At 65.4% G+C, this 23739-nt stretch carries 21 protein-coding genes and 1 pseudogene; 7 read left to right on the top strand and 15 right to left on the bottom strand.

Translation table 11 applies throughout. From position 1 onward, the window contains the following. Nucleotides 1-25: 25 nt before the first annotated feature. The 3 genes from A5784_RS27535 to A5784_RS27525 all read right to left on the bottom strand — a co-directional run bounded on the left by A5784_RS27535 (nucleotide 26) and on the right by A5784_RS27525 (nucleotide 4723). On the bottom strand, nucleotides 26-838 hold the full coding sequence (locus A5784_RS27535; RefSeq protein ID WP_064948024.1) for an SWIM zinc finger family protein: 813 nt from the start codon (nucleotides 836-838) through the stop codon (nucleotides 26-28). Beyond that, a complete protein-coding gene (locus A5784_RS27530) occupies nucleotides 831-3839 on the bottom strand; it encodes a DEAD/DEAH box helicase (RefSeq protein WP_064948070.1) in 3009 nt (1002 codons plus the stop codon). Before A5784_RS27530 ends, A5784_RS27535 begins: the two co-directional genes overlap by 8 nt. 137 nt (nucleotides 3840-3976) lie before the next feature. Then, nucleotides 3977-4723, bottom strand: a complete 747-nt coding sequence (locus A5784_RS27525) for a Mut7-C RNAse domain-containing protein (RefSeq protein ID WP_064948023.1) — start codon at nucleotides 4721-4723, stop codon at nucleotides 3977-3979. A gap of 66 nt (nucleotides 4724-4789) precedes the next feature. Between A5784_RS27525 and A5784_RS27520 the strand changes: the two genes are divergently transcribed. Beyond that, nucleotides 4790-5275: a hypothetical protein gene (locus A5784_RS27520; RefSeq protein ID WP_064948022.1), complete on the top strand. Its 486-nt coding sequence runs from the start codon at nucleotides 4790-4792 to the stop codon at nucleotides 5273-5275. Between the two features lie 62 nt (nucleotides 5276-5337). Here A5784_RS27520 and A5784_RS27515 read toward each other — a convergent pair whose 3' ends face one another. Continuing rightward, nucleotides 5338-5871 carry a DUF7255 family protein gene (locus A5784_RS27515; protein WP_232006263.1) on the bottom strand — a complete coding sequence of 178 codons (534 nt, stop codon included), beginning with the start codon at nucleotides 5869-5871 and terminating at the stop codon, nucleotides 5338-5340. 252 nt (nucleotides 5872-6123) lie between these two features. Next, complete coding sequence (locus A5784_RS27510; RefSeq protein ID WP_064948021.1) at nucleotides 6124-6333, bottom strand: hypothetical protein; 210 nt, start codon at nucleotides 6331-6333, stop codon at nucleotides 6124-6126. A 310-nt stretch (nucleotides 6334-6643) separates the two neighbouring features. Between A5784_RS27510 and A5784_RS27505 the strand changes: the two genes are divergently transcribed. The 3 genes from A5784_RS27505 (at nucleotide 6644) to A5784_RS27495 (ending at nucleotide 9430) form a co-directional block, all read left to right on the top strand. Then, nucleotides 6644-7453 (top strand): hypothetical protein, encoded by an 810-nt coding sequence (locus A5784_RS27505; protein WP_082945106.1) that lies wholly within the window; start codon nucleotides 6644-6646, stop codon nucleotides 7451-7453. A 186-nt stretch (nucleotides 7454-7639) separates the two neighbouring features. Beyond that, nucleotides 7640-8518: a cyclopropane mycolic acid synthase family methyltransferase gene (locus A5784_RS27500; protein ID WP_064948067.1), complete on the top strand. Its 879-nt coding sequence runs from the start codon at nucleotides 7640-7642 to the stop codon at nucleotides 8516-8518. Between the two features lie 24 nt (nucleotides 8519-8542). Then, nucleotides 8543-9430, top strand: coding sequence for a cyclopropane mycolic acid synthase family methyltransferase (locus A5784_RS27495; protein ID WP_082945105.1), 888 nt, complete (start codon nucleotides 8543-8545; stop codon nucleotides 9428-9430). Here the strand turns inward: A5784_RS27495 and A5784_RS27490 are convergent. Both A5784_RS27490 and A5784_RS27485 read right to left on the bottom strand, forming a co-directional pair. Next, nucleotides 9427-10677 (bottom strand): KasA/KasB family beta-ketoacyl-ACP synthase, encoded by a 1251-nt coding sequence (locus A5784_RS27490; protein WP_064948066.1) that lies wholly within the window; start codon nucleotides 10675-10677, stop codon nucleotides 9427-9429. The two genes, A5784_RS27495 and A5784_RS27490, sit on opposite strands and share 4 nt — an antisense overlap. A 160-nt stretch (nucleotides 10678-10837) precedes the next feature. Continuing rightward, complete coding sequence (locus A5784_RS27485) at nucleotides 10838-11959, bottom strand: fatty acid desaturase family protein (protein ID WP_064948019.1); 1122 nt, start codon at nucleotides 11957-11959, stop codon at nucleotides 10838-10840. A gap of 121 nt (nucleotides 11960-12080) precedes the next feature. Between A5784_RS27485 and A5784_RS27480 the strand changes: the two genes are divergently transcribed. Beyond that, complete coding sequence (locus A5784_RS27480; RefSeq protein ID WP_064948018.1) at nucleotides 12081-12956, top strand: NYN domain-containing protein; 876 nt, start codon at nucleotides 12081-12083, stop codon at nucleotides 12954-12956. A 389-nt stretch (nucleotides 12957-13345) separates the two neighbouring features. Here the strand turns inward: A5784_RS27480 and A5784_RS27475 are convergent, their stop codons facing one another. Both A5784_RS27475 and galT read right to left on the bottom strand, forming a co-directional pair. Further along, nucleotides 13346-14440 carry a galactokinase gene (locus A5784_RS27475; RefSeq protein ID WP_064948017.1) on the bottom strand — a complete coding sequence of 365 codons (1095 nt, stop codon included), beginning with the start codon at nucleotides 14438-14440 and terminating at the stop codon, nucleotides 13346-13348. After that, the gene (gene galT, locus A5784_RS27470) at nucleotides 14437-15516 is read right to left on the bottom strand and encodes a galactose-1-phosphate uridylyltransferase (RefSeq protein ID WP_197514889.1); all 1080 of its coding nucleotides are present in this window, start codon (nucleotides 15514-15516) and stop codon (nucleotides 14437-14439) included. Before galT ends, A5784_RS27475 begins: the two co-directional genes overlap by 4 nt. Before the next feature lie 30 nt (nucleotides 15517-15546). Between galT and A5784_RS27465 the strand changes: the two genes are divergently transcribed. Together A5784_RS27465 and A5784_RS27460 are read left to right on the top strand one after the other, a co-directional pair. Further along, nucleotides 15547-17259, top strand: a complete 1713-nt coding sequence (locus tag A5784_RS27465) for a sodium:solute symporter family protein (protein WP_064948015.1) — start codon at nucleotides 15547-15549, stop codon at nucleotides 17257-17259. A 9-nt stretch (nucleotides 17260-17268) separates the two neighbouring features. After that, complete coding sequence (locus tag A5784_RS27460; protein ID WP_232006261.1) at nucleotides 17269-17547, top strand: hypothetical protein; 279 nt, start codon at nucleotides 17269-17271, stop codon at nucleotides 17545-17547. On the opposite strand, the gene A5784_RS27455 is transcribed toward A5784_RS27460, so the two are convergent. The 6 genes and pseudogenes from A5784_RS27455 to A5784_RS27430 all read right to left on the bottom strand — a co-directional run bounded on the left by A5784_RS27455 (nucleotide 17528) and on the right by A5784_RS27430 (nucleotide 23696). Further along, a complete protein-coding gene (locus tag A5784_RS27455; RefSeq protein ID WP_064948013.1) occupies nucleotides 17528-18880 on the bottom strand; it encodes a glycoside hydrolase family 27 protein in 1353 nt (450 codons plus the stop codon). The two genes, A5784_RS27460 and A5784_RS27455, sit on opposite strands and share 20 nt — an antisense overlap. Before the next feature lie 6 nt (nucleotides 18881-18886). Continuing rightward, nucleotides 18887-19921 (bottom strand): patatin-like phospholipase family protein, encoded by a 1035-nt coding sequence (locus A5784_RS27450; RefSeq protein ID WP_064948012.1) that lies wholly within the window; start codon nucleotides 19919-19921, stop codon nucleotides 18887-18889. A gap of 99 nt (nucleotides 19922-20020) precedes the next feature. Then, entirely contained in the window at nucleotides 20021-20230 is a 210-nt protein-coding gene (locus A5784_RS27445) for a hypothetical protein (protein ID WP_064948011.1), read from the bottom strand. Between the two features lie 317 nt (nucleotides 20231-20547). Continuing rightward, nucleotides 20548-22026 carry an amino acid permease gene (locus tag A5784_RS27440; RefSeq protein ID WP_232006260.1) on the bottom strand — a complete coding sequence of 493 codons (1479 nt, stop codon included), beginning with the start codon at nucleotides 22024-22026 and terminating at the stop codon, nucleotides 20548-20550. Nucleotides 22027-22214: 188 nt separating this feature from the next. Then, nucleotides 22215-22433, bottom strand: coding sequence for a hypothetical protein (locus A5784_RS27435; RefSeq protein WP_064948010.1), 219 nt, complete (start codon nucleotides 22431-22433; stop codon nucleotides 22215-22217). 261 nt (nucleotides 22434-22694) lie between these two features. After that, nucleotides 22695-23696, bottom strand: a pseudogene (locus A5784_RS27430) (IS481 family transposase). Between the last annotated feature and the right edge of the window lie 43 nt (nucleotides 23697-23739).

Here is a 23739-nt window from a genome sequence, read left to right as displayed (position 1 = left end):
GGGCGAGGCCCAACACCTGACGAGGTCAGGACGCGTCGGCACCAACCCGGGCATACGCCGGGCGCAGGATCTCCGCCAGCCCCCGTCCGCGCACAACGACCGGAATCTCGGGCAGCTGGTCCAGCAGGGCTGTCGGCGACGTCTTCGGCGGACTCGACACCCGCACGTCGGCCTGCCGCACGAAAAATGAGCCAAGACAATCGGAAAGCTGTAGCCCCGTCGGCTCGGACCGGTCGGCGGCCGGGCTTGCGGACCGGGCGGCGGCCAGATTTTCCAGCAGCTCCTCACGGTGGCGGCCCCGCCATGCCAAGATCTCGAACGGATCCTCGTCGAACGCCTCCGCTAGCAGGTAAAACGTCGCGGCGAGATGCTTGCACGGCACGGCGATATCCGGGCACGAACAGTCCAGCGACAACTCCCGGATTTCGTTGGGAAACAGAGATAATCCCGCCGAGCCGAACACGTCCTCGATATCCGACGGCATCTCATTGGACAGCAAAGAGGCGGCATACCAGGCATTTTCAGCCAATACGCCCTCTACCTGCGCCCACTCACTCTTCCCGAAGGCGGCAATGCCGATCCGTACTCGATAGGGTCGGACCCGGCTCCCCTGTACCTGCGCGGTCACGAGACCGGGACCGACATCGAGCGAAATCACCTGTCCCCGGCGGGCATAGTTGCGGCCCCGCTGTAGTCGGCTGCCGATACCGATGGCCTCCAGCACCTCGATGAACCGCTGCGACCACCAGGTCTGGCCGATGTCACCACGCGTGCTGCGGGCCTTGACACCGCCGTCGACCTCCAGCGGCCGCGACGCCGGATACCAGTTGTTACTCACCGACAGCCCCTTCCGACAGGGTGAACAGCGTGCGCAGATCGCCGGTGGACAGTTCGGTCAGCCACCCTTCGCCGTCGCCGACCACCAGGTCGGCCAGCGCCTTCTTCTCCTCGATCATGTCGTCGATCTTCTCTTCCAGCGTGCCGGTGCAGATGAACTTGCGAACCTGCACCGAGCGCTTCTGGCCGATCCGGAATGCCCGGTCGGTGGCCTGGTTCTCGACCGCGGGGTTCCACCAACGGTCAAGGTGCACAACATGGTTGGCGGCGGTCAGATTGAGCCCGGTACCGCCTGCCTTCAGCGACAGGAGAAAGATGGACGGACCGTCGCCGGCCTGAAAGCGCGTGACCATCTCGTCGCGGCGTTTCTTCGGCGTGCCGCCGTGCAGGTAGGCCACATCCTGACCGAACCGCGCAGCCAGATGCGGCACCAGCATCTCGGCGAACTCGGTGAACTGGGTGAAGCACAACACCCGATCGCCTTCGGCGAGAATCTCTTCCAGCACCTCTTCGAGCCGAATCACCTTGCCCGAGCGGGAACCGATCGACGAGCGGTCGTGCAGCAGTTGTGCGGGATGGTTGCATACCTGCTTGAGCTTGGTCATGGCGGCAAGGACGTTGCCGCGCCGCGCGATTCCGTCGGTGGTCTCGATCTTCTCCATCATCTCGTCGACGATGGATTGATACAGCGACGCCTGCTCGGTGGTGAGCCGGCAGTACTGCTTGACTTCGATCTTGTCGGGCAGATCGTCGATGATCGTCGGGTCGGTCTTGAGCCGCCGCAGGATGTACGGGCGGGTGATCTTGCGCAGCCGCTCGGCCGGCTCGGTGTGACCGTATTTCTCGACCGGAACGGCATACCGGGCCCGAAATCGCTCCGAGGAGCCGAGCAGCCCCGGGTTGAGAAAGTCCATGATGGACCACAATTCGGCCAACCGGTTCTCCACCGGGGTGCCGGTCAGCGCCACCCGGTGATCGGCGTCAAGGCGCCGCACCGCCTTGGCGCCGCGGGACAGGCTGTTCTTGACCGCCTGTGCCTCGTCGAGCACGACCCGGTTCCACCGGTACGAGGCGAGTTCGTCGATGTCGCGGGTGGCGGTGCCGTAGGTGGTGACCACCAGGTCGACATCGTCCAAATACGCGCGCAGCGCGTCGTCGCGCAACCGGCCCGTCCCGTGGTGGGCGTAAACCCGAAGACCTGGAGCGAATTTCGCGGCCTCGCGCTGCCAGTTGCCGACCAGCGACATGGGGCACAGCAACAGCGTGGGCACGGTATCGGGCTGCTCGTGACGCTGCGCGGATTCCAGAGCTAGCAACTGCACGGTCTTACCCAAGCCCATGTCGTCGGCCAGACAGCTGCCCAGACCCAACGACGACAGGAAGGCCAGCCAGGACAGCCCGCGCTGCTGGTAGGGCCGCAACGTCGCTGCAAAGTCCGGTGCCGGCTCCACCGGTGAAAGTGATTGTGCTGCAGCGCCGTTGAGCAGATCGCCGAGCCAGCCATCGGCACGTACCGCGGTGACCTCCAGTGGGGTGTCCGCGTCCTCGGGATGGGCGGCCGCCAACGCCAGGATCTCAGCGGTGCTGGCCTGCCCCGATGGGTTGCGTTCAAGGAATTCCAACCCGCGGCGCAGCTGTTCAGGATCCACCGCGACCCACTGACCCCGCAGCCGGACCAGTGGAGCCTTGGTCTGGGCGAGCGCCGCGATCTCGTCATCGGTCAGGGTGTCGTCGCCGACAGCGAGTTCCCACCGGAAATCCACCAATTGCTCACGGCCGAACCGTCCAGCCGACGCCACCACACCGTCGACGGGGGTGGACGCCGACACCGCGAGGCCGAGCTTGCGGCGCCGGTCCCACCACGACGGCAGCAACACCCCGAAACCAGCCTCGTCGAGCAGCGGCGCGGCGGTAGAGAGAAACCGATATGCCCCCTCGGCGTCCAAGTCGATCCCGCACGGGCGGGCTGTGCGCAGCCCGGGCGCAAGCTCGGGGTAGATCCGTACGGCGCGTCCGAGTTCACCGAGCAGCAGCTCCTCGGGACGATCCAGCCAACGGCGCAACCCGCCGCCGTCGTCCCAGGTTTGCTCAGCGGGAACCAGCAGGCTCGGATCGGCGACCGATTGCAGCAGGAACTCCAGCCGCCAGGCCGGTTCATCCGCCTGGAGCTCGGTGAGCCGAAAGGTCGCCCGCGCCGGGCCTGGCTCGTCGACGCCGAATTCGTTCCACGGCGCCAACGCGTCGGCCAGTGCGTCTAGCTCATCCGGATCGGCGTCGACCCTGCCGTCCGGCGCTGTCAATGCCGTCAACCAGGCTTCCTCCGGCGGGAGCCGTTTCGGACGGCGGCCCCGCCGCGGAGGAAGCAGATCGTCGGCCACGGGCATCACCGCACGTCCGGCCGCATCCACGAATGCCTGCAGCGCAGACGTCGCCAGGTCATGGGCGCCCGGCGCGTCCGGCTCCGCGCGGCAAACCGGCGGCATCGCTGCCACCAGCGCATTCAATGTCACAATGTCGGCGCCCTGCACCACCGGCCGCCAGAACGCGAGCGGCCCGTGCGCGTCGTAACCCAGCGCCGGCAACAGTCGCCCTCGCTGTACCAACTCGTGCGCGAAGGACGCCACATCGGCGAAGTAGCCGACCGACTCGCCGTAGCGCACATCGTCCGCGGGCTCGTCGAACACGCTCAACGCCGCCGCGGCCGAGAATGACAGCACCGGAACGGTCCACAGCAGCAGCGCGGGTTCGCTGCGGGCTGGTGGCCGCGGTGTGATGCGGAGCAGACTCGGCGAGTCCAGCGGCGCGCTGCGCAGCGACGGCAACAGCAGCACGGCACTTCCGGGCTTGCCGGCATGAACCGCGGCGACCACGTCGGTCGACGCCGCGAACGGGTGCGGCCGCGCTGCCCGCAGAGCCTGGCTCGCACTCTTGACCGGTCGCGCGGAGTCCTCGCCCCACAGGCACAGGCCACCGGAGGACCAGAATCCGTGCAGAACCAACATGACCGTGTCACTTTCCACTCAGTCCGGGCCAGACTAATGATTTCCGATGGCAGCCGTGTGCCGCCGCGCCGCCTGACCGACTTTCGCCACCACAATTGGTGACTCCTGAGACACCTGATACAGCTGGGAGCTTTGAGTCAGAGTTGGCCCACGAGCCGATCGACGATTCCGCTCAGCTTTGCGAAATGTGAACCACGCCAGTAGATCCGCCCGCAGTCGATGCAGCTACTGAATTCGTCGTAGTAGCGCCGGGTCAGCGGCTCGAGCTGGTCCAGCACCTCCTCCTTCGGCACCGCGGCCAGCGTGCCGTTGCACCGCACGCACCGGGTGAACGGCGCCAGCTGCTGCTGCAAATCCAGGCGCCGGATCACCGAGAGGGTCTGCTCCTCCGCCTGTTGGGAATGGACGAACAGGCCGTGGGTGATCGCGCGACGTTTCAACAGCCCACGGTCGCGGGTCAGCAGGATGCGGTGCTCGGACAGGCTGATGTCGGCGAGGGTCTGATCGTCAGCGTCGTTCGACCACCACACGTCGAAACCCAGCAGCCGGAGCAGCCGCGCCAGCCGACCGAGGTTGACGTCGACGACGAACCGCGGCTCCCGCAACGGCACGGGCCGCAGCCGGGCCGTCGTCCCGATGTCGAGGGCCTCGAACATGGGGTACACGGCGATGCGGTCGCCGGTGGCCGGGCGGTGCTCGAAGCCCGCTGGATTCCCGTTCACGAGGATGAGGTCGACCTCGGTGTGCGGGATGCCCATGGCCTCCAGCACATCCTTGACCGTCTGATGGCTCCGACACGGGCGGCGCACCGTCAGGCCCCGGGACTGTGATCCCAGGAAGTCGTTCAGCTCTGCGTAGGCCCGGACCGTCACGAAGCCGGTCATACCGCCATGGTCCCATCCGGCATTGACGGTCTGGGCAACCTCGAACGATCGGCCTACCGTGGAGTTATGACAGAACAGTCATTCGCGGTCACCCCGGCTCACCCGTCAGCCACGATGCTCCGCGTCGTCAATCCCGCCATGCGGTTGCTCTTGCACACACCGCTCGCCGGCCCCATGCGCAACGAGCTGATGGTGGTGACGGTACACGGTCGAAAGACCGGTCGGCAGTATGCGATCCCGTTGAGCGCCCACCACGTCGACAACACGCTCTACGCCTTGACCGAAGCAGCGTGGAAGAACAATTTCCGCGACGGCGCACCCGCTGAGGTCCTCTACAACGGCAAGACCACGACCATGCACGGCGAACTGATCGAGGACCGCGCGACCGTGGCCGATTTGTTCGAGCGCTGCGCCCAGTCCTACGGCGCCAAACGTGCCCAGCGGATGATGGGCCTGGCGTTCCGCGACCAGCGGATCCCCACGCTGGAGGAGTTCACCGAGGCGGTGGACCGCTTGCACCTTGCCGCCGTCAAGCTGACGCCCGCCGAATAGTCCCTCTGGTGCGCACCGCCTTTCGGACGGTCGCCATACGGTAGTGCCCGGGGAGTGAAGTCCTAACCCTGCGCCGTGCGCTCGTCGACGAACGCCCGCAGCGCATCCCGGTCGACCGGCTTACCGTCGAGCATCTCGGCGAGCGAGGCGCCGCCGATCACGTCGTAGACAGCCAGCCGCGCCAGCCGGATACCCGAACCGACCGCGGCGATGTCGCGCATCACGTCATAGAGTGCGCGCTGCTTCCAGCGTGGCGAGCCGGCACCGTCGAGCATGCGGGCGGGCCCCGCAGGCCCGAACAACCGCTCCGTCGCAATGCTCGTCCAATAGCTGCCCCAGCCCCGCTCCGCGGCGCATGCGCTCTCGTACTGCACGCAGTACCGCATGTAGGTCTCGCACCAGGGAAGCCGCTGCGCCCACGCCTGTTCCAGCGTTTTCCTGCGGTACCTGTTGAAGTGCTGACTTTCGTCGAGCTCGACGATCAGGCCGCCTTCTAAGACACAATCCCACGGGCCCGGCCGCAGCCGCGGCTCATCGAGAGTGCCACCGAGCGCGCGATACAACCGCAGGATCTCTTCCTGATCTTGCGGTCGCAAGCTTTTCAAGTGTGGGCGCATGGATCGCGTCTCTGCCCGCGTATAGCCCGCCTCGACCAGAATGTGTGCCAGCGCATCCTGCCGAGCTCCCATGCCGATCACCAAACCTCAATCCATCACATGAACCCGACCATCGTTTCAATACCCACCGACAAGTGGACGCAACCGTCCACTTCGGATTTTGTCCCAAGCCTGCCGCGTCGTCCCACGCGTCAATATCCGCCGTTCGGACGACCCGTTATGCAGCGCTGATCACTTGGCGTGGTTGCGCTGGTGGTGGTGATGCACCGCGGTACCCGGCTTCGGGGTGTTGTCCTGATGCGGGAAGGCCTCGTGGTGGCTGACCGACGGGCCGTGGTTGGCCACCGACGCGTCAGCGTGGGCCGAGGCGGCACCAAGGAAGATGACCGCGGGGGCGGCGACGAGGGTGAAACCGGCGGCGATGCGGCGGGTGATGGTCATGTCGACTCCTCTGTCGGATAAGGCTTTTCGGATTTCATCCGGTGTGTTCCGGCGTTGACACAAGAATGCCGCCACCCGAGGCCGCCAACCATCGACCGACCGGACCATGCACCAGCCGAATCCCCTGTCCCCCGATCGGGGGAACGACTCGCGTCGGCGCCGTACGTGCCCGGAATTGCCGCGTCGACGGGCCGGCAGACGGGCATAGGATCGGGCAACAGATCTGAGGGGACCCGTGACGGGAGATCAACACCACCATGGGCATCAGCAACACCGTCCGCCCCACGAACACCGCCAGCCGTAGCACCCGGTGAGCGACAACGACGAGGTGCTCGCACGCCTGCGCCGGGGCATCGCCGACATCGAATCGACCGGACCGGTCGACAAGGACGCGGCCGCTGCGGCCCGCAAGGCACGCAAGGAGAAGCCGAAGCCGCCACCGGATCCGCAGCCCTATCCCGGAATGCCCGAAGGCGATGACTGGATGGACAACCTCCCGGCCTGGCTACGTGACGGCGAGAATGGCTTCGACCGACGCTTGATGGCGGACCTCGCCGCCGTCGGATACCGCTGTTACACCATCAACCGGCTGCCCGGCCGCACCGTCCCGAAGGCCATACCCATCGTGCTGGACTGGCTGGAGAACCTTGAGGAACGAATCCCCGGCGCGGAAACACGTCACCGCGAACTGATCCGTGGCGGGCTGGTGTGGCGCCTCTACGATCCGGCAGCACGCGGCAATCAGCGCGCCATCGATCTCGTCATCACGCAGATACGCCGGCAGCACCCGCCCCTGCCGTCACCGTTCTCGGACGGCGCCGGTCAAGTGCTGGCCCGCATCGCGTTGCCCCCGCACTTCGACCAAATGTGCGAACTGTTCCATGAACTCGACGACGACAACAGCGCAAAGTTCTTCCTCACCGAATACTTCGGAAAGGTGAAGACCACGCAGTCCCGCGACATCGTCCTTCCCTATCTCGATCGGTGGCCGAGCATCGTGATACCCACCCTGATCAAAATGAAGGCCACCGGTGTGCGCCACCTGATCGAACCCCACCTGAAAGACAGCTGGCCGCCGACGCGCAAGTACGCACGCCGCGCAATGGAACGGCTCACCTGACCAAACACAGTTGTTCACAGCACTTTTCACCAGCTTGTGAGGAAGGCTGGTCACCAGACAATTAGCGGAGTAATGTTCCGAAGCGGCGTATGAAGAAGCGGTACGTCAGTCAGCTATCGGATCCTGCCAATAGACGGGCGGCGGATAGTGACAGCTACCCGATGCGATAAAACCAGAACACCTTTCATCGGCGCACGTCCCGGCGAGCGGCACGGTTCGACGGCGGCCGAAGTCCGCTCTCATTACGACTTGTCCAACGATTTCTTCCGGTTGTGGCAAGACCCCACCCAGACCTACAGCTGCGCCTACTTCGAACGTGACGATATGACGTTGGAGCAGGCACAGATGGCGAAAGTCGACCTGGCCCTTGGCAAACTGGGCCTGAAACCCGGGATGACGTTGCTGGACATCGGTTGCGGCTGGGGCTCGACCATCATGCGCGCGGTCGAGAAGTACGACGTCAACGTCATCGGATTGACACTCTCACACAATCAGCTCGAGCATATCGAGCAGCGTTTCGCGGAGTCTGACAGCAAGCGCAGCAAAGAGGTTCGGCTGCAGCCGTGGGAAGATTTCACCGAACCGGTCGACCGAATTGTGTCGATCGGGGCGTTCGAGCACTTCGGCTTCGAGAAGTACGACGACTATTTCAAGAAGACATATGACTTATTGCCCGACGACGGTGTGATGCTGCTGCACACCATCGTCTCCACCAGTAAGGAAGAGGTCGCCGAACTCGGGCTGCCGACCACGATGTCGCTGATGCGGTTCTTCAGGTTCATCGTCACCGAGATCTATCCGGGCGGTCGGATACCGTTGATCGCGATGGTCGAAGACCACGCCACCACAGCAGGTTTCGCCGTGACCCGCAAACAACGCCTGCGTCCCCACTACGTCCGCACCCTGGACACCTGGGCCGCCAATCTGGAAGCCCATAAAGACGAGGCCATCGCGATCACCTCCGACGAGGTCTACGAGCGGTATCTGAAATACCTGACGGGCTGCGCGGACCTGTTCCGCAAGGGCTACACCGACGTGTGCCAATTCACCTGCGAGAAAACATAACTCAATCACAGAGGGGGTCATCCGATGGCTGAGAGCAGCACAGCTACGGCGCAGATGCGGCCGTACTTCGAGGATGTGCAAGCCCACTACGACCTCTCGAACGACTTCTTCGGACTTTTCCAGGACCCGTCACGGACATACAGCTGTGCGTTCTACGCGCGCGACGACATGACGCTCGAAGAGGCTCAGCTGGCCAAGATCGACCTCGCCCTCGACAAGCTCGGCCTGCAGCCCGGCATGACGTTGCTCGACATCGGATGCGGCTGGGGTGCGCTGATGAAGCGCGCCCTCGAGAAGTACGACGTCAACGTCGTCGGCCTGACCTTGAGCAGGAACCAGCACGCGTACACGCAAAGCCTTTTGGACACGGTCTCCACCGATCGATCGCATCAGGTGCACCTGCAGGGCTGGGAACAGTTCGACGGTCACGTCGACCGCATCGTCAGTATCGAGGCCTTCGAGGCATTCGGAAAGTCCCGGTACGCAGCGTTTTTCGACATGGCGCACCGTGTTCTGCCCGCCGCAGGATCGATGGTGCTGGAGACCATCTTCACTCATCCGATCAACTACTGGCGCGAGCACGCGATCCCCGTGACCATCAGCGACATGAAGTTCACGCGGTTCATCGGCAAAGAGATCTTCCCCGGTGGCCAGCTGCCCTCCGACGAGGATGTGCTCGAATACTCGTCCGGTTCCGGCTTTTCCACCGTTGAGCTGCAACTGATGAATCCGCATTACGTGCGCACACTCGACACCTGGGCGGCGAATCTGGCCGAGCACCGGGACGCCGCGATCGCCACCACCTCAACCGAGGTGTACGAGCGCTATATGCACTACCTGACCGGATGTGCCGACTTCTTCCGCCGCGGTATCGCCGAGGTCGCGCAGTTCACGCTCGCCAAGCGAAGCTAGTACGCGCCGAAGGCCAACGCGACGTTGTTGCCGCCGAACCCGAACGAGTCGCTGATCGCATAGCGCAGGCGGCCGCGGCGCGGCTGGTCGGCCACCACGTCCAGATTGATCTCGGGATCGTGGTTCTTGTGGTTCAAGGTGGGCGGGATGACACCGTCGCGCAGGGCCTGCACCGTCAGCACCGCCTCCACCGCACCTGCGGCTCCCAGCGAGTGGCCCAGCGCCGCTTTGGGCGCGTACACCGCGGGTGTCTGGGCGCCGAGGGCGCGGTGGATGGCGTGCGCCTCGGCCTGATCACCGGCGACCGTTCCGGTCGCGTGAGCATTGACGTGATCGATGTCGGCCGGGGTGAGGCCGGCCAGTTCGATGGCCCGGCTGATCGCGGCGCCGGCCCGCTCCCCTTCGGGGTCCGGTGCGATGGCGTCATGGCAGTCGCACGTGATACCGACTCCCATGAGGCGAGCAAGGATAGGGGCGCCGCGCGCCTTGGCATGTTCCTCGGTTTCGATGAGCATCAACGCGCCGCCCTCGCCGAACACCATGCCGTCGCGGTCGGCGTCGAACGGACGGCACGCGGCAGACGGATCCTCGTTGTAGGTCGACAGCATGCCCAACCGGCAGAACGCCGCGATAGGCACCGCCTCGATCCACGATTCGACGCCACCGCAGATGGCGATGTCGGCGTCACCGAAGATGATGTGCCGCCACGCATGACCGATGGCCGAGGCTCCTGACGCGTCGGCCATCAGCGGCGAGATGACGCCCGCCTTGGCCTGCCGCTCCAAACCGACCGCGGCAGCCGCGCCGTTGGGCATGTACTTCGGGATCGCGGTCGGAGGCACCGCACGCAGTCCCTTTTGCAGCCAGGTGTCGTACTGGAGGGTGAGTTCTTCGGTCGAACCTAGCGCCAGACCGATCGAGACGAGCAGCCGCCGCGTGTCGACGTCGGGCGCACCGGCGCTCTCCCAGAGTCGCCGGCCGAGCACCGTCGCCATCTGCCCCGTGTACGAAAGCCGCTTCCGCTCAACACGACTCAGAATCTCGTCGAGATTCTCGGTGAGCTGCCCACCGATCCGTACGGGCGAATCGAATTCGGTCACGAACGGACTGTCGAGATCGCGAATGCCGGTGCGGCCCTCCAACAACAACTGCCAGGTTTCCTCGGCGTCGGCCGCCAGCGCAGTCGTCGATACCGCCGCCGTAACTACGACGTCGGCCAATCCATCGCCTGTAGTCTTTGCACCCATCATGGCCCCTTGAGGTGACAGCAATAACTGTAGGACTACCCAGACCAGCGTGGGTCCAAATCAGCACAGTCGGGCATTCATACGCCAGGCTGAGTTCAGGACCGAACCCGCCGCCCGCCCCGACTGGACGCAACCGCGCGAAATAGGCCGCCTGGGCGCCTCAGCTTGGCATCTGCCGAATGCCGGAACGCCAGCTTGTTCGAATGCCACTCCAGCCGCTGTCCGGGAGCGCGAGCTTGAAAATCGTTCTCAGTGTCTGCAGGTACTGATGAGTGAGCGGTCCGCTGGTATACGGCACGCCGTACTTGTCGCAGAGGTCCCGTACCCGCACGCTGACCTCGGCGAGTCGGTTGCTCGGCAGGTCGGGGAACAGGTGATGTTCAATCTGATAGCACAGGTTGCCGCTGGAAAATGCCAGCACGGGACCGGCTTTGAAGTTCGCCGCACCCAACATCTGACGCAGATACCACTCGGGTCGCGTCTCTTCCTGCAGCGTCTGCGGTGTGAACTTCTCGGCACCATCAGGGAAATGGCCGCAGAAGATCACCACATACGCCCACAGGTTGCGCAGCAGGTTGGCGGTGAGATTGGCGGCCAGGGTCCGCCGCCACCGGCGCAGGCTCAGCGCGGGCAACACCACGTAGTCCTTGCCCAGCTGTCTGCCGATCTTGGCTCGCAGCGTTCGCCGTACCGCGTTCTTGGCTGCGTCGGTATCCGCCCTGTCCCGCGCGGAATAGAAATCGTGCAGGGCGATGCCCCACTCGAAGATCATGGCCAACAGGAAGTTTCGCACCGGCTGTATCAGATGCTGAGGCTGCCATTCCTGGTCGCGGCTCATCCGCAGGATGCCGAAGCCGAGGTCGTCGTCCACTCCGAGCACGTTGCTGAACACGTGGTGGCGGTAGTTGTGTGAGTAGCGCCACTGTTCGGACGGGCCGACCATGTCCCATTCCCAGGTGGTCGAGTGGATCTCCGGATCGTTCATCCAGTCCCACTGGCCATGGCATACGTTGTGGCCGATCTCCATGTTCTCGACGCACTTCGCGTATGCCAGCGATATCGTCCCAGCCAGCCAACCAGCCTTGGAACGGCTACCTGCGATCAGTAGCCGAGCGGCCACGTCGAGCGTTCGTTGAAAGATGATCGTCCGCCGGATGTACGCCGCGTCACGCTCACCGAGCGACGCTTCGATATCCCGACGGATTGTGTCGAGCTCGGCCCCAAACGCGTCGATGTCGGCCTGACTCAATTGCGCGTATGCCGCGATGTCGCTGATTGCCACGTGTGTTCCCGGTCCATTCATTGCGGCGGCATTGTCCGGGCCACCTGAGTCGTGATGCCTGCCAGCGTAGCGTCCACCCCGATTCGTGCGGTTTCCGAGGTCGATGGACCAGACTGGGCCCATGACCGAACCTGCTGCCCCTCGCGTCGCGGTCTACCTCGACTTCGACAACATCGTGATTTCACGGTACGACCAGGTCAACGGGCGGAATTCGTTCCAGCGCGACAAAGCCAAGGGACTCGACGCAGACCGGCTGGTCCGGTCCACCGTCGACGTCGGCGCCATTCTGGACTTCGCGTCATCGTTCGGGACACTTGTCCTCACCCGGGCGTACGCCGACTGGTCGGCAGATGTTAACGCCGGGTACCGGCAACAGCTGGTGGGCCGGGCGGTCGACCTGGTGCAGCTGTTCCCGGCCGCGGCCTACGGCAAGAACGGCGCAGACATCCGCCTGGCAGTCGACGCGGTCGAGGACATGTTCCGGTTGCCGGACCTTACTCACGTGGTTATCGTCGCCGGCGATTCCGACTACATTCCGCTGGCCCAGCGATGCAAACGGCTCGGACGCTACGTAGTGGGCATCGGTGTGGCCGGATCGTCGAGCCGGGCACTGGCCGCGGCGTGCGACGAGTTCGTCATCTACGACGCTCTGCCAGGTGTGCCGACCGTGGAACCCGAACGCTCCGCCGAGCAGGAGCCGCCGAAACGCACCCGACGGACCAAGGCAGCCGAACCCATAGAACCCGAGGAGCCCGACCCGCAGGCAGCCGCCACCGCACTGCTGACGCGGGCGCTACAGATCGGGCTGGAGAAAGACGACGTCGACTGGCTGCACAACTCCGCGGTGAAGGCGCAGATGAAACGGATGGACCCTTCGTTCAGCGAAAAATCCTTGGGATTCCGGTCTTTCAGCGATTTTCTGCGGTCCCGGTCCGATGTTGTGGAGCTGGACGAGAGTTCGACGACCCGCATGGTGCGGTTGCGTCACGATGAGTGACCACCGTCGGGCCAACCAATTCACCAGTACCGCAGTGGAACTCGTTTGTCGCGCGGGGTGCGCTGATCGCGCCACGCGTCGGGATCCGGATCGGAACTCAACGCCCCGGGTCGCATGACCCCGCCGGCGTGCGGCATTGCCGCCTGGACCGGCGACATTGCAGCGCGGTGGGGCGGCGCGTAGGGTCGAGGAACTGGGACCACTGCAGGCCCCCACATCAAAGAGGCTAACCATGCCCGATAAGTCGCCACGCCAGAGTATGACCAAGAAGTGCGGTAAGTCTCTCAAAGAAAAGCGGGCAGCCAAGCGCGCCAAGACAACCGACATATCCACCGACAACGTGTTGCATTCCAAGAAGCGCTGATTTTCTAGTTTCGCTGCGGCGGTCGTCAGCAGCCAGTAATCGTCGGCCCCGCCCCACTTCCCGCCTGCGTTCTGGTGATCGTCGGGTCTTGATAGCCCGCGTCGGCGATCGCGCGGCGCACCGCGTTACCGACGGCGTCGGCCCGCTCGTCGGGTACGAGCGCGATGACGCACCCACCGAAGCCGCCACCGGTCATCCGCGCCCCGAACGCGCCGGCCCGCACGGCGGTCGCCGCGATGAGGTCGAGATGGCCGGTGGTAATCTCGAAGTCGTCGCGCATCGACGCATGCGACGCGGTCCACAGCGCACCGGCTGCGGCGAAGTCCGAAGCAGCCAGCGTCGCAACGCATTCGAGTACACGGTGATTCTCGGTGACGATGTGCCGGGCACGCCGCGCGTCGACGGGATCCTTGACGGCCTCGAGCGCCGAGACAGCGGAGACTTCACGCAGCGACGCCACGCCGAGATCGGCCGCTGCGCGTTCACACGACGCGCGCCGGGCCGCGTACTCGCCGCCGGCGTGGGCGTGCCGGGCCCGCGAGTCGATCAACAGCAGCGCCGTGCCCGACGCTTCAGGGTCGAACGGCACCGACTGGACGGTGACGTCACGAAAGTCGATGAGCATGGCCTGCGCGGGCTCTCCGAACAGGGATGCCAGTTGGTCGAGCAGACCTGTTGGCGCGCCGACGTACTCGTTCTCGGCGCGCTGGGCGATGCGGGCCTGCTCGATACGGTCGAGTTCGATCCCCGCTGACGTGAGGAGGGCACCGAGGACCGCGCATTCCAGCGCCGCCGACGACGACAGCCCCGAGCCCACCTCGACATCGCTGGTGATCGTCATCGTCCCACCCGGTACCGCATGCCCGGCGCAGCGCAGCGCCCACACCACCCCGGCGACATAGCCGGCCCAGTCCGAGACCTCGCCGGGCGTCGTCGCGAGCGGAATCCGCACCGCGCCGTCGCCCAACGCACTCGAAACCTGCAGCACGTCAGAGGCATCCGGGTCGAACACCACCGAGGTGCGCTGCGGCAACGCGATCGGCAGCGCGAACCCCAGGTTGTAGTCGGTGTGCTCGCCGATCAGGTTGACCCGGCCCGGCGCGGAGTATCGGACGGTCATGCCAGTTCCCGCAGCCGCTGCGCCACGCTCTCGGGCGTCACGTCGCCGATGAACGCATCCATCGCCGATTCGGAACCGGCCAGGTATTTCAGCTTGGTGGCGCTGCGGCGGATCGACATCAGCTCGACGTGAAAGTAGCCGTCGCCCTGCACACCGGCGCCCGAATACTGGTGCAGCGCCGATATGTACGGCAGTGGCGCCGAGTACATCCGGTCGAAGCGGCCCAGCACATCGAGATAGATCGCGGCCAGCGCGTCGCACTCAGCGGCGGAGAGTTCAACGGCGTTGGGCACCAACCGGTTCGGATAGATGTGCACCTCCACGGGCCAGCGGGCCGCGAACGGCACGAAGGCGGTGAACAGGTCGTTCTGCGCCACCAGCCGCTGGCCGTTCGCCTGCTCGGCGGCCAGCAGCGACGCAAAGAGGTTGCCACCCTGCGCCTCCCGGAACTCGGCGGCCTGCCGCAGCATGGCCTCTGTCCGCGGCGTCAGATACGGGTACGCGTAGATCTGGCCGTGCGGATGGGTCAGCGTCACGCCGATCTCCTCGCCGCGGTTCTCGAAGCAGAAGACCTGCTCGACACCGGTCCGCTTGAGAAGGTCGGCGGTGCGGTGCCGCCACGCGTCGACCACCAACCGGGCATGCGGAAGAGGCAACTCGGCGAACGACCCGGTGTGGTTGCTGGTGAAGCAGATCACTTCGCAGCGCCCGTAGCCCTCTGCGGCGACGAATCCGGCGCTCGCCGGCGGTGCCACCACGCCATCCCCCGACAGGCTAGGGAACCGGTTCTCGAACACCGCCACGTCGTAGTCCGCCGCAGGGATCTCACTGGTCGACCCGGTCGGCCCGGGACACAGCGGGCATTGATCCGGCGGCGGCTTGTAGGTGCGGTCCTGGCGCGCGGCTGCGATGATCACCCACTGCCCCGTCGTCCGGTCGAACCGCAGTTCGGTCGGGTGCGACCCGCCCGGGCCGAGCGGCCGCTGATCGGGCACCGGGGCCGGCACATGGCCTGGCAGCGCGAAGAAAAACAAGTCGCGCCCGTCGGCCAGTTTCCAATGTGTCGGCTCTGTCACACTTCCGAACACTAGTATCTTTCCTGACCTCTGGACGAAGGAGCGAAAACGAATACCAGCGTCCTGCACTTGAACGTCGGCATACTCGACTATGCGCTGATCGCGATCTATTTCGTATTCGTGCTCGGCATCGGCCTTCTGGCCCGCAGCCAGATAACATCCAGCCTCGATTTCTTCCTGTCCGGCCGCCGGCTACCCGCGTGGGTCACCGGCATCGCATTCGTGTCGGCGAACCTGGGCGCGGTCGAGATCATGGGCATGTCGGCCAACGGCGCCCAAATCGGCCTGGCCACAATGCATTACTACTGGATCGGCGCCGTCCCGGCGATGCTGTTCCTGGGCGTCATCATGATGCCGTTCTACTACGGCTCCAAGGTGCGCAGCGTCCCCGAATTCATGCGCCGACGCTTCGGCCCCGGCGCCCACCTGGTGAACGCCATCAGCTTTGCCGTTGCGCAGGTGTTGATCGCCGGCGTCAACCTGTTCCTGCTGGCGACAGTGATCAACGCGTTGCTCGGTTGGTCGCAATGGGTTTCGCTGATCGTCGCCGCGGCGATCGTGCTGACCTACACCGCCCTGGGCGGGCTCTCGGCGGCGATCTACAACGAAGTTCTGCAGTTCTTCGTCATCCTCGCCGCACTCGTGCCGCTGACGATCTTCGGGCTCATCAAGGTGGGCGGCTGGAACGGTCTGCGGGACAAGGTGATCAACACCGTCAAGGCCGACGGCTCGGTGACCGCCACCACCCACGAGCAGCTCACCACCTGGCCCGGCCAGGCGCTCAGCGGTTTCACCAGCCCCGTGTGGTCGGTGATCGGCATCGTGTTCGGCCTCGGGTTCGTGCTGTCCTTCGGCTACTGGACCACCAACTTCGTCGAGGTGCAACGCGCCATGGCGTCCAGCTCGATGTCGGCGGCGCGCCGCGCGCCGATCATCGGCTCCTTCCCGAAGATGCTCATCCCGTTCGTGGTGGTGCTGCCCGGCATGATCGCCGCGGCCACCATCGGCGACGTGATGCAGCTGAAGTCCACCGGGAGCGGCCAGGTCACCTACAACGACGCCATCCTGCTCATGGTGCGCGACATCCTGCCCAACGGCCTGCTGGGGGTGGCCGTCACCGGCCTCATCGCGTCGTTCATGGCCGGTATGGCCGCCAACGTCTCGGCGTTCAACACGGTGTTCAGCTACGACATCTGGCAGCAGTACATCGTCAAGGATCGGCCCGACCACTACTACATCCAGGTCGGCCGGTTCGCGACCGTCGCCGCGACAGTGCTGGCGATCTTCACCGCGCTGATCGCCTCGGGCTACTCGAACCTGATGGACTACCTGCAGACGCTGTTCGGCTTCTTCAACGCGCCGCTGTTCGCGACGTTCATCCTCGGCATGTTCTGGAAGCGGATGACAGCGACCGCCGGCTGGACCGGTCTGGTGGCCGGAACACTCTCGGCCATCACCGTTTTCGCGCTGTCCAAGGCCGGGGTGATCGACTTGCCCGGGCAGGGCATGCCGTTCCTGGCGGCCAGCGCCGCGTTCGTCGTCGACATTATCGTCAGCGTCGTGGTGAGCCTGGTGACCGCACCCAAACCGGAGGCGGAGCTCACCGGGCTGGTGTACTCACAGACCCCGGTGAAACTGTTCGGCGATCCCGAGGATGCCGGAAAGCCCTGGTACCTCAAACCCGTTCCGCTGGCCAGCGTGATGCTGGCCTGCGTCGTCGTCCTCAACATCGTGTTCCATTAGGAGGTGCCCGTGTTTGCGCGTCTGTTCGACATCCGCAACATCGTGGGTGCACTGCTGGGCATCTTCGGCGTGCTCCTGACCATCGCCGGATTCGCGCCCGCGATTCTCGGTCCGCACGAGCCGTCCACCGCGCACAACACGGTCGACCTCTACGTCGGTACCAGCGCCAACTGGTGGGTGGGCCTGGTGCTGATCGCCGTATCGGCCACGTTCATCGGGTGGGCGCTGCTGCGTCCTGTCCCTGCCGAACAGATACCGGCCGAGACGCCTACCGACACCCCGGACTGACCTTCAGCAGCGTCACCGTGTGCGGGGGCACCGGTTCCCAACCGATGACGTCGAGGGTGTGGGTCTTGGTGCGAGCCCACAGATCTCGTACCGCGTAGCAGGTTGCCGGGCCCATCCCGATCTGCACGGCGGTCGTGGAGATCATCTGCGGGGTGTCGTCCGAGTTGTACAACGCGACCGCCACCGTGCCGTCGGAGAGCGGCTTGACCAGGACCCGGGGGTCGGCCATCGGCCGTGCAGGCCCGACCGCGGGATCTTGGTCGATTGCGATCACGTCGGGGTTGATGAGAATGTCGCGCGTCTGGGCAGTGATGGACCGAACGTCGTTGCCCGCGATCAGCGGTGCCGACAGCATGGCCCACAGCGACAGGTTCGCCCGCTGTTCGTCGGCAGTCATGTCGGGTTGCCGCAGCAGCAGTCGGCTGAGCTGAGCGTCGGGCAGCTGGGTTGGGCTGAACTTCAGATGGTTGCGGACCGAGGGCAGGTGGTGTGCGACGAAATCGCTCCAGCTCACCCCGACGACGAGAGCGTCGGGATCGGTCCAGTACCCGCGCTTGCTCGGCCCGACAACCTTTGCAGCAGCTGCGAATTGGTCGGGTGCGCCGAGGAAGGCGTGGTCGTCGAAAGGGTCCGCCGGCCCGAGCGAGGGCATGCTGTCCCGCCATACCGGCACCAGATCGGTTGTGGTGCGGGCCATGTCGGCGACGTCCGACCAGTCGTAGCGTGAGCCCGCGGTCGGATCGTCGGAGCTGTTCGGGTTGATGCTGTACAGGATGGGACGGCCGGTGGCGCGCAACGCGTCCCGCATGGCGGTGAACACCTTCACCTGGTGGGTGTGATCGGCCTCGTCGCGGCACCAGTCGTACTTCAGGTAGTCCACACCCCAGTCGGCGAACTCGTGCGCGTCGGTGTCCTCATGCCCGACGCTGGCGAGTGCGGGCTGGGCGCTGCACCGTTCGTCGAACGGGCTGGCGTAGAGCCCGAGAAGCATGCCGCGGTCATGAGCGTGCCGGGCCACCGCGGCCATACCTTCGGGGAACCGTACCGGGTCCGCTTGCAACTCGCCCTTGGAATCCCGTTGCGGCGCCGCCCAACCCGCGTCGATGTTGACGTAGCGATAGCCCGCCTCACGCATCCCCGACGACACCATCGCATCGATCGTGTCGTCGATGTTCTTCTCCGTGAGCACGATGCCGGAGTTCCACGAGTTCCACCCCATCGGCGGGGTCGACGGTATCGGCGCCGCCGGCGCCGACGGGTGAGCCGTCGCGCAACCCGCCTGCAGCGCAACGATCACGCCCAGCACGACCATCGCCCCCGACAATCGGTGCATCGCAGGTCAGCTTCCCCGATGATCCGCGCGGAAGCGCTCGATGTAGGCCGGCCAGTTCCAGGTGGACAGGAAGTCGGTGGCCGCCTGATACCCGTTGTCGTAGAGCACCTCGGCTTCGTCGCGGGTGATGTCGAAGTCGAGCACCCCGGTAGCCGTCGAATCCACCTGGATGGCCCGCACCTTCACCCACGGTTGGTTGAGGTAGGTCTGGTCGTGGCCGACCAGCATGGTGGTGATCAGGCTCTCCAGCAGCGGCGGCCCGTGCAGGGGCGCCAGCCCGGGAATCAGCTGCTCGATGGTCGGCGCAGGCAGGTACGGAATCACGGTCGCGCCGAACGTGGGCCACCGCGGCACCTTGCCGTCGGTCCGGTCGAAGGAATCGATCGGGAAGTTGGACAGCACGCCCCCGTCAACGAGCGTGTACCGCTCCCCGCCGACGCCTTCCAAGGTGACGGGCTGGAACAGGAAAGGGATGGCCATCGAGGCGCGCACGGCGTCGGCTACCAACTGCTCATCAGGGTCAAGACCGTAGAGCCGTCGATAATCCCAGGGCAACCGCACCAACTGACCCGACGTCAGGTCGGTGACGGTGACGACCAGGCGGTAGCGCCGCTCCGGCGGCAGTTGGTCGTCGTCGATGGCCATGTCGCCAAAGGTGCTGACGCCCAGGTTCTTCAGCTCGGTACGCATCCAGTCGTGAGCGAAATCGCCTCGGTAGATCCCGGTCTCACGCAGCAGCCCCCAGGCCGGCCCCAGGATCGGGATGCGTTCGATGGGCCCGCTGTCGCGGAACTTCCGATAGGGCACGCTCAGCGCCAGTTCCCGCAGCTGATCGCTGGTCAGCTGATCGCCCTGCGTCGCCGCTGCCACCACCGCCCCGACCAGCGAACCCGCCGACGTGCCCGATATCCGCTGGAGCTCGTATCCCGCGTCCTTCAGCGCGACGACGGCACCCACCAGTCCGATGCCTTTGACGCCGCCGCCGGACAGGACGAGGTCGGCGCGCAGCGGCGAACGGCGCGCAGTGTGATTGGCAGCCATAGCCCCAGCCTGGCACGCAATGCTGGGGATCTGCTCAGATTCGGGCTGCCGGAATGAGAAGAGCCCGGACGATCGTCCGGGCTCCTCGGGCAACGCAGATCAGGCGTGGTTGTTCTGGTGGTGGTGATGCACCGCGGTGCCGGGTTGCGGGAAGTTGTGCTGACCGGGGAACGCCTCGTGATGGCTGACCGAGGGACCTGTGTTGACCGCGGAGGTCTCGGCCTGGCTGGCGGAGGCGGCGCCAAGCGCGATGATCGCGGGAGCGGCAGCGAGGGCGAAACCGGCGGCGATGCGGCGAGCGATGCTCATGATCAAATCCTTTGTGTCAGTGTGCTTTTGAAGTTCTCATCCGGTGTGATCCGGTGTTGATACAAGAATGCCCCGCCGCGGCGCGCATCAGTATCGGCTGACCAGCCCACGCGTCGGGTGAACCCGTTGTCCCCCGATCGGGGGAAGGCGCCACCCCAGCGCGAGCAGCCACCGCGGTACCGGAAACTCGGCGTGTCGCGGACTTGTGTGTCTGTTCGCGAGAAAAGGCAGGCGCCCGAGGGCCCGCCGCTACGCAGGACCGGGCCCACCAACGACAAAGAGCCCGGGCAGATGCCCGGGCTCTTGGCGACGTGCGGTTACGACCCGTCGACCTCTGCGGCGTCGACGCGTTCCCCGACCGGGACCGTGATCCGATCGCGGCACCTCACGTACACGGCCACGCCGAGAATGCCCAAGCTCACCAGGGAGATGACCATGCTCCAATTGACGAACCACGGCTGCCCAGGCTGCATGCGCGGCCACAACACGTTGAGCACCTCGAAGGCCAGCCACGCGGCGGCCGCGTACGTCACCGGAGCACCCCAGCGCCCCAGCGTGAACACGCCGGGAACCCAGCGCCCGGCGAGCCGGGTCAGTGCGGCGGCGAAGACCGGCACGGCGAACGCGATGTAGGGACCCATCACCGAGAAGTTGACCAGCACGTTGTACAGGTCGGAGCCGGCGAACAGCAGGAAGAACGCGGCGACCACCGCGGTCAGCCCGATCGCGCGGATCGGCATCCGCTCGGGGCCACCCAGCTTCGACAGGAACGCGGCACCGGGCAGAGCGCGGTCACGCGCCATCCCGTACACGGCCCGCGACACCGCCGACTGCACCGCCAGGCATGCCGACATGAAGCCGATGACGAACATCAACAGCAGCGGCTTGGCGATCGAGGAGCCCAGCTGCGCCGTCAGGGTCGCCGACACCGGATCGCCGCTCTGCGCGCTGAGCACCGCCGACAGGTCAGGGATCGCGAGGATGACGGCAGCCGCGGAGTACATCACGATGATGCCGACCAGCAGCAGGGCGAAGACGATGGCCTTCGGCACGTTGCGTTCGGGGTCTTCGACCTCCTCGGCGATCGACCCTGCCGACTCGAAGCCCAGGAACGCCCAACCCACGAAGGCGACCGCGACGAGCATGGTGCTCAACGTGCTTCCGGAGCCGTCCGGGAGTCCCTGGAAAAGCGTCGACACCGGGTTGACGCGATGGAACAGCAACAGCACAGTGCCCAGCCCGACCGAGCCGACGATCTCGCAGATGATGCTCGCGACGATCATCACCTTGAGGACCTGGCGGCCGATCATGTTGGCGGCCGCGGTGAAGCAGATGACGCCAATCGAGACCGCGGCAAGCAGCCAGCGGCTGGGCGACTCGACTCCGAACACTTCGAGAATGAACCCCGCGGCGGCATAAGCCATCGTGGAGAGGGTCAGGGTGAGGCCCCAGATGTAGGCCCACGCCGCCGTCCAGCCCCACGTGGTGCCCTTGGCGTGCCGCGCCCACTGGTAGACGCTGCCCGCGTACGGAAAACGCGAGGCCAGTTCACCGAAGACCAGCGCGACGAGCAACTGCCCGCACAGCACGATCGGGAAAGCCCAGAAGAACCGGGGGCCTGCCGCGAACAGGCCGAGCGCGAAGATCGCGTACAGCGCCACGATCGGCGAGATGTCGGCGAACGCGAGGGACAACGCGGCACGGAAGCCGAAGCCGCGGTTCAGAACATCGTGACCGGTCGTGCGCGACGGCGTCACCGGATCGTCGGCAACACTCTCTGGGCTTCCAAGCGCCACATTTCCTCCTTGAGCCGAAGTGGCCCAATCGTGACGAGCGGCGTGGCTGCGCGCCAGCCGCATCGCGGCACATCCTCGCTCGGGAAGTTTGTGCGAATGTCTAAGAGAGGGCGCGCGGGGACCCTGCTCAAGGGTGCCCACACAAGTGAAGAGCCCGGACAATGTCCGGGCTCCTCGGGCAACGCCTATCAGGCGTGGTTGTTCTGGTGGTGGTGATGCACCGCGGTGCCGGGCTGCGGGAGGTTCTGCTGGCCCGGGAACGCCTCGTGGTGGCTCACCGACGGGCCGGTGTTGACAGGCGAGACATCGGCGCGGGCCGAGGCAGCACCGAGGAAGATGAGGACCGGAGCGGCGACGAGAGTTACACCAGCGGCGTATCCGGCGGCGATGCGGCAGGAGATGCTCATGATCAGATCCTTTGTCTCAGTGGGCTTTTGAAGTTCTCATCCGGTGTGATCCGGTGTTGAGAAAAGAATGCCCCACTGCGACACGCGTCAGTATCGACCGACCGGCCCACGCATCAGGTGAACCTGCTGTCCCCCGATCGGGGGAAGGCCGCGAACCCGCGCGAACAGACACCGCGGTACGGGAAACGCGGCGTGTCGGGATACGTCCGCGTCTGCTCGCCGGAGAAGTCCGCTCGCGGGTTCTCAGACCATGGCGACGTACTAGGTGTATGAGGCCATGACGTTGGTGACGTTGTTCGCGAGGGCCGCTGCCGGCAGTTGTCCGCCCACTGCACCGTGGGGACGGTGGTAGTTGTAGTGCACGTTCCAGATACAGAGGCCCTCGGTACGTTGGTGTTCTGATAACCAGACCTGCGCGTAGAGGAACTCCTCTGCGAGGATTCGGTTGTAGCGCTCCACCCTTCCGTTGTGGCGCGGTGTGTAGGGCGTGATTCGTTGGTGGCGGGCGCCGAGCATCGCCCGGTCAAACGCCGCGGCCCGATAGCAAGCGCCGTTGTCGGTGATGATGCGCTCGATCCTGGTGATGCCGTGTGCGGCGAACCACGCTCGTGCCCGATGCATGAAACCGATAGCTGCAGTTGCCTTTTTATCTGGCAGCGCTTCAGTATAAGCGAGGCGGGAGTACCCATCGATCGCGGAGTGTAGGAAGATGTAGCCTCCGCGTGCGCTGTCGACCCTTTGTCGGGCCACTGCGCGAGAGTGATCGCTGCCGCGCCCATGGATGCGCTATCCGCCGCCGTCGGGGATCCGTCCGACTTTCTTGACGTCAAGGTGGATGTGGTGCCCGGGACGTTTGGCGATGATCGGCCTTGACTGCCGGTTAGTGTCCCCGTTGGGATCGATGAACCGTCGGCGATTCAGACCGAGGTACGCCAGATGGCGGGTGACGGTTCGGCGGCTGATCACGATTCCGTCGTTGTTGAGTCCGAAGGCGATTCGCGTCGCGGACCATTTCCGTGTGCGCCGCAAATGTTCAATCGTGTCGATGACCTCAGCCGGGATCGCTGTCGGCTGGCGATGCGGCGTTGACGATCGATCCTGTAGTCCGAGTTCTCCATATTGGCGATGGCGGTTGACCCACTTTGATGCACACGACCGTGATATGCCCATCTCGGCTGCGACATGCGCAATCGGGCGATCCTGGCAGCGCTCCACTAGACGGCGGCGACCTTCTGGAGAGAGCGGGGCGTTGCGATGGGACATGATGAACTCGCTTCTCGAACGGGGTGATCTGTTGCAAATAGGC

The organism is Mycobacterium sp. 852013-50091_SCH5140682 (assembly GCF_001665685.1).
Lineage (GTDB): Bacteria > Actinomycetota > Actinomycetes > Mycobacteriales > Mycobacteriaceae > Mycobacterium.
This window is presented reverse-complemented; position numbering and strand designations above follow the sequence as displayed.

What these genes read in the sequence shown, in the direction of transcription:
- A5784_RS27490 (WP_064948066.1), bottom strand. Translation starts at nt 10,677, where the DNA reads ATGGGTGCAAAGACTACAGGCGATGGATTGGCCGACGTCGTAGTTACG.
- A5784_RS27435 (WP_064948010.1), bottom strand. Translation starts at nt 22,433, where the DNA reads ATGAGCATCTCCTGCCGCATCGCCGCCGGATACGCCGCTGGTGTAACT.
- A5784_RS27475 (WP_064948017.1), bottom strand. Translation starts at nt 14,440, where the DNA reads ATGACCGTCCGATACTCCGCGCCGGGCCGGGTCAACCTGATCGGCGAG.
- A5784_RS27495 (WP_082945105.1), top strand. Translation starts at nt 8,543, where the DNA reads ATGGCTGAGAGCAGCACAGCTACGGCGCAGATGCGGCCGTACTTCGAG.
- A5784_RS27445 (WP_064948011.1), bottom strand. Translation starts at nt 20,230, where the DNA reads ATGAGCATCGCTCGCCGCATCGCCGCCGGTTTCGCCCTCGCTGCCGCT.
- A5784_RS27480 (WP_064948018.1), top strand. Translation starts at nt 12,081, where the DNA reads ATGACCGAACCTGCTGCCCCTCGCGTCGCGGTCTACCTCGACTTCGAC.
- A5784_RS27510 (WP_064948021.1), bottom strand. Translation starts at nt 6,333, where the DNA reads ATGACCATCACCCGCCGCATCGCCGCCGGTTTCACCCTCGTCGCCGCC.
- A5784_RS27455 (WP_064948013.1), bottom strand. Translation starts at nt 18,880, where the DNA reads ATGCACCGATTGTCGGGGGCGATGGTCGTGCTGGGCGTGATCGTTGCG.
- A5784_RS27530 (WP_064948070.1), bottom strand. Translation starts at nt 3,839, where the DNA reads ATGTTGGTTCTGCACGGATTCTGGTCCTCCGGTGGCCTGTGCCTGTGG.
- A5784_RS27520 (WP_064948022.1), top strand. Translation starts at nt 4,790, where the DNA reads ATGACAGAACAGTCATTCGCGGTCACCCCGGCTCACCCGTCAGCCACG.
- A5784_RS27525 (WP_064948023.1), bottom strand. Translation starts at nt 4,723, where the DNA reads ATGACCGGCTTCGTGACGGTCCGGGCCTACGCAGAGCTGAACGACTTC.
- A5784_RS27450 (WP_064948012.1), bottom strand. Translation starts at nt 19,921, where the DNA reads ATGGCTGCCAATCACACTGCGCGCCGTTCGCCGCTGCGCGCCGACCTC.